5 protein-coding genes and 2 pseudogenes are annotated in these 4,462 nt (G+C 74.3%); 4 read left to right on the top strand and 3 right to left on the bottom strand.

The genetic code is table 11. The features are described 5' to 3' along the window. A pseudogene (locus tag HUW36_RS26515) lies at positions 1-199 on the top strand (PLD nuclease N-terminal domain-containing protein); the annotation flags it as partial. 45 nt (positions 200-244) lie between these two features. Here the strand turns inward: HUW36_RS26515 and HUW36_RS26510 are convergent. Together HUW36_RS26510 and HUW36_RS26505 are read right to left on the bottom strand one after the other, a co-directional pair. After that, positions 245-1,867 (bottom strand): acetolactate synthase, encoded by a 1,623-nt coding sequence (locus HUW36_RS26510; RefSeq protein ID WP_174530638.1) that lies wholly within the window; start codon positions 1,865-1,867, stop codon positions 245-247. Positions 1,868-1,939: 72 nt separating this feature from the next. Continuing rightward, positions 1,940-2,713 (bottom strand): enoyl-CoA hydratase/isomerase family protein, encoded by a 774-nt coding sequence (locus HUW36_RS26505; protein WP_174530637.1) that lies wholly within the window; start codon positions 2,711-2,713, stop codon positions 1,940-1,942. Between the two features lie 110 nt (positions 2,714-2,823). Between HUW36_RS26505 and HUW36_RS26500 the strand changes: the two genes are divergently transcribed. Further along, positions 2,824-3,372, top strand: coding sequence for a DUF6232 family protein (locus HUW36_RS26500; RefSeq protein ID WP_174530636.1), 549 nt, complete (start codon positions 2,824-2,826; stop codon positions 3,370-3,372). Here the strand turns inward: HUW36_RS26500 and HUW36_RS26495 are convergent. Further along, positions 3,318-3,728 (bottom strand): nuclear transport factor 2 family protein, encoded by a 411-nt coding sequence (locus HUW36_RS26495; RefSeq protein ID WP_174530635.1) that lies wholly within the window; start codon positions 3,726-3,728, stop codon positions 3,318-3,320. The two genes, HUW36_RS26500 and HUW36_RS26495, sit on opposite strands and share 55 nt — an antisense overlap. A 43-nt stretch (positions 3,729-3,771) precedes the next feature. On the opposite strand from HUW36_RS26495, the gene HUW36_RS26490 reads away from it, so the two are divergent. Together HUW36_RS26490 and HUW36_RS26485 are read left to right on the top strand one after the other, a co-directional pair. Next, positions 3,772-4,254 (top strand): DUF6232 family protein, encoded by a 483-nt coding sequence (locus tag HUW36_RS26490; RefSeq protein WP_174530634.1) that lies wholly within the window; start codon positions 3,772-3,774, stop codon positions 4,252-4,254. Then, a pseudogene (locus HUW36_RS26485) lies at positions 4,251-4,462 on the top strand (hypothetical protein); the annotation flags it as partial. The gene HUW36_RS26490 and the pseudogene HUW36_RS26485, both read left to right, overlap by 4 nt.

Below are 4,462 nucleotides of genomic sequence, written 5' to 3'. Positions count from 1 at the left end.
CGCCGGCGGCGCGACCGCGCCGGGCACCCCGGCCCGTCGCCCGCTCGCGCCGGACGACGATCCCGACTTCCTCGCCTCCCTCGACAAGCGCTCCCGGGACGAGGACCAGGAGCGCCTCCGTCGCTGGGAGGAGGATCTGCGCCGCCGCGAGCAGGAGCTGCGGGACCGCCCGGACGACCGGGACCGCCCGGAGGTCTGAGCGGGCGGGGACGCCCGCCGGTCACCCGGCGAGCGGCCGTCGCGCTCAGGCCAGGTTCGACGAGCGGGGGTACGCGTCCGCCGGGTCGGTCAGCACGTTGACCAGGTACGGCACGCCGGCGTCGAACGCGCGGCCCAGCGCCGGGCCGAGGTCGGCGGCCTTCTCCACCGTCTCGCCCGCGCCGCCGAGCGCCTCGACCACCTTGTCGTAGCGCAGGCCGGGCTGGAGGTCGGCGGCCACGTCGTAGCCGTACATCGCCCGCATCGGGTGCTTCTCCAGGCCCCAGATGCCGTTGTTGCCGACCACGATGACCACCGGCAGCCGCTGCCGGGCCAGCGACTCCACGTCCATCAGCGAGAAGCCGGCCGCGCCGTCGCCCATCAGCACGCAGATCTGCCGGTCCGGGTGGCTGACCCGGGCGCCCATCGCGTAGCCCATGCCGGTGCCGAGGCAGCCGTACGGGCCGGGGTCGAGCCAGGTGCCGGGCTGGGCGGGCTCCAGGTACTTTCCGGCGTACGAGACGAAGTCGCCGCCGTCGCCGATGGTGATGGCGTCCGGGGCGAGCACCTTGCGCAGCTCGCCGTAGATCCGGGCCGGCCGGATCGGGTCGGTCTCGGCGGCCATCTCCGCACCGTCGCGGGCCTTCGCCGCGTCCTCGGCGGTGCGCAGCTCGGCGATCCAGTCGGCGTGGTCGGCCCGGTCGCCGGTGTGGTCGGCGAACGCGCCGAGGACCAGCCGCAGGTCACCGGCGGGCGCGGCGGCCGGCTGCACGTGCCCGGCGCGCTGGCTGGGCGCGTCCACCACGTGCACCACCTGGGCGTCGCCGAAGTCGCCGAAGGAGAGCCGGAAGTCCAGCGGGGTGCCGACCACGACGACCACGTCGGCGCCCTTGAGCGCGACCCGGCGGGCCTTGGCGAAGGCGAGCGGGTGCGTCGGCGGCAGCGCGCCCCGGCCCATGCCGTTGGTGAACACCGGCACCTGGAGGGACTCGGCGGCGGCGCGCAGGGCGTCGACCGCGTCCCCGGCGTACACGTCCGAGCCGGCGATGATCACCGGCCGGGACGCGCCGGCGATCAGGCGGGCCGCCTTCGCCACCTCGTCCGGGTCGGGCTCGATCGGCGCCGGCGGGGTGACCGCCGGCAGGTCGGCGTCACCGACGGAGAAGACCGCCTCCAGCGGGAAGTCCAGGAAGACCGGTCCGCGGTGCGGGGTGAGCGCGGTGGTCAGCGCCGCCGACACCGCGCGCGGGATGTCGTCGGCGCTGAACACCGTCTCGGCGTGCTTGGTGACCGGGGCGACAAGCGGCAGGTGGTCCATCTCCTGGAGGCTGCCGGAGCCCCAGCGGAACTGCGGCGCCCGCCCGCCCATCACCAGCACCGGCGAGGCGTTGAAGAACGCGCTGGTCAGCCCGGAGACACCGTTGGTGACGCCGGGGCCGGCGGTGAGCACGGCCAGGCCGGGGCGGCGCTGGAGCTTGGCCACCGCCTCGGCGGCGAACACGGCGGACTGCTCGTGCCGGACGTCGTAGAGGGGGAAGCCCGCCTTGTGCGCGGCGTCGTAGAGCGGGAAGACGTGCCCGCCGGAGAGCGTGAACATCTCCCGTACGCCGTGCGCGCGCAGCGCCGCGAGGGCCAGCTCGCCGCCGTGCCCCTCGACCCGTTCCGTCATGCCACTCCCCTTCGTCGCCCGACCGGAGTCACACGCTACTGGCCGGTAGAGCGGATGTGAACAGCTCTCGCGTCAGCGGCCGGTGAAGCCCGGCTTGCGCTTCTCCACGAACGCGGCCATGCCCTCGCGCCGGTCGTCGGTGGCGAACAGCGCCGCGAAGAGCTGACTCTCCCAGGCCAGGCCGGAGGTGAGGTCCATGTCCAGACCACCGTCGACGGCCGCCTTCGCCGCCCGCAGCGCCTGCACCGGCCCGGTCAGGAACGGCTTCACGTACGCCACCGCGGCGTCGTGGACCTCGGCGGCCGGGACCACCCGGTCGGCCAGGCCGATCCGCAGCGCCTCCTCGGCGTCGACCATCCGCCCGGTCATGATCAGATCCTTGGCGCGGGCCGGGCCGACGAGCCGGGCCAGCCGCTGGGTGCCGCCCGCGCCCGGGATGATGCCGAGCTTGATCTCCGGCTGGCCGAGCTTGGCGTCGGCGGCCACGATCCGCCAGTCGCAGGCCAGCGCCAGCTCGCAGCCGCCGCCGAGCGCGTACCCGGTGATCGCGGCGACGACCGGCTTGGGGATCCGGGCGATGGCGCCCAACGCGCTGGACAGGTCGGCGGCCCGCTCGGCCATGTCCACGTAGGACATGTCCGCCATCTCCTTGATGTCCGCGCCGGCGGCGAAGACCTTCTCCCCGCCGTACACGATGACGGCGCGGACCTCGGCGTCGGCGGTGGCCGCCGCGGCGGCGGCGCGCAACTCCTCCTGCACCTGGGTGTTGAGCGCGTTCATCGGCGGCCGCTCCAGCCGGATGGTGCCGATGCCGTCCTTCACTTCCAGCCTGACGAACTCGCCCACGCTGCCCTCACTTCCGCGTCGAAGTAGCGTGCCAACCTTACGACCCGGATCGTTGGGGTAGACAGTGTGGTGTCGACGGCTCCGGGTCGCCGGCCACCGGGAGTGAGGCCATGATCACCTACTACGACGACCGGTCGGTCCAGGTCACGTCCACGACGGTACGGGTGGACGGGCGCAGCTACCCGCTGGCCGAGCTGACCATGGTGTGGCACCGGCGGGGCGACCGCTCGTGGCGGGTGCTCGCCGGGCGGGGCGCGATCGGGGCCGCGCTCGCCGGCCCGCTGGTGGCCGCCGTGCTCGGCATCGGGCTGGCCGTCTGGCTGCACCGCTCCGCCGTGGTCACCATCGCCATCGTCGGGGTCTCGGTGCTCGTCGGCCTCGCCGTCGGCCCGCTCGCCGACGTGCTCTTCGAGCACCTGGACCGCTCGTACGTGCGGGGCAGCCGCCAACTGGAGATGTGGGCGCGCTGGCACGGCCGCCCGGTGCGACTGCTGCGCACCGGCGACGCGCTGCGCTTCGGGCAGATCTACCGCGCGGTGCAACGGGCCATGGAGCACGTGCCCGCCGGCCCCGGCCGGACCGCTCCCGGCCGCGTCGCTCCCGGTCAGAACGTGATCGGCTCGTCGGGCAGCAGCCCGAGGCCACGCAGCAGGCCGTAGGTGTCCTGCTCGCCCCAGAACTGCACGATCCGCCCGCCGGCCAGCCGGTACATCTTGCAGGCGCTCTGCACCGTGGTCGCCCCGGTGGCGTCCCTCCGGTAGGTCTGCGCCAGCGACACCACCACCCGGTCATCCGCCGCGAAGATCTCCAGGATCTCCTGGTCGAGCACGGTCAGGCCGGGCGAGGAGACGGCCGCCTCGGGGTGGCGGCGGCCGCGCACGCTGGTGCCCGACCCGTAGACCTCCACGTCCTCGTGCACCACCTCGGCCAGCTCGGCCAGGTCCTTGGTGACGAACGTGCGCAGGTAGCGCCGGACCACCTCGACGTTGCGCGCCCGCTCGTCCCGATCCCCCATGCCCGGCACGCTACCGAACCGTCGCGCGCGGTTACGCTGATTTATGACCCTCTATTACCGGGACGACGCGGTACAGGTCACCTCGGAGGCCATCCACGCGGGTGGCCAGGTCGTCGCGCTCGCCGACGTCACGTACGTCTGGCACGCCCGGGGCGCGACCACGCTGGCGGTCCGGGGCCGGGTGCTCGGGCGAGGGGTGCTGGTCCTGCTGCTCTCGCTGCCCCCGTTGGTGGCGCTGGTCTGCGTGCTCTCGTTGGCCTGGGCCGCGCAGGACCGGGGCGAGTGGCGGTTGGCCCTGATCATCCTGGCCGCGTTCGTGGTCGGCGGGCTGGCGCTCACCCCCTTCCTGGAGGTGCCGCTCGGCTGGCTGGACCGTTCCTACGAGCGGGGCAACCGGGTGCACGAGCTGTGGGTGCAGCACCACGGCCGGGAGTCGATGTTGGTCCGCACGCCCGACGCGCTACGGTTCGGGCAGATCTACCGGGCCGTGCAGCGCGCCGTCGAACAGCAGGGAGACCGACGATGACCCACCGTCGCGGCGAGGCCGTCGCGCTCGCCGGGCTGCTCGCCGCCGCGGGCGTCACGCACTTCGCCCGCCCCGGCTTCTACGACCCGATCGTGCCGCGCGCCCTGCCCGGACCGGCCCGCTTCTGGACGTACGCCTCCGGGGTGGCCGAGCTGGCCGTGGCCGCGGCGGTGGCGCATCCGGCCACCCGTCGGCGCGGCGGGTTGGC

It is taken from the genome of Micromonospora maritima, from assembly GCF_902825405.1.
GTDB lineage: Bacteria > Actinomycetota > Actinomycetes > Mycobacteriales > Micromonosporaceae > Micromonospora > Micromonospora maritima.
This window is presented reverse-complemented; position numbering and strand designations above follow the sequence as displayed.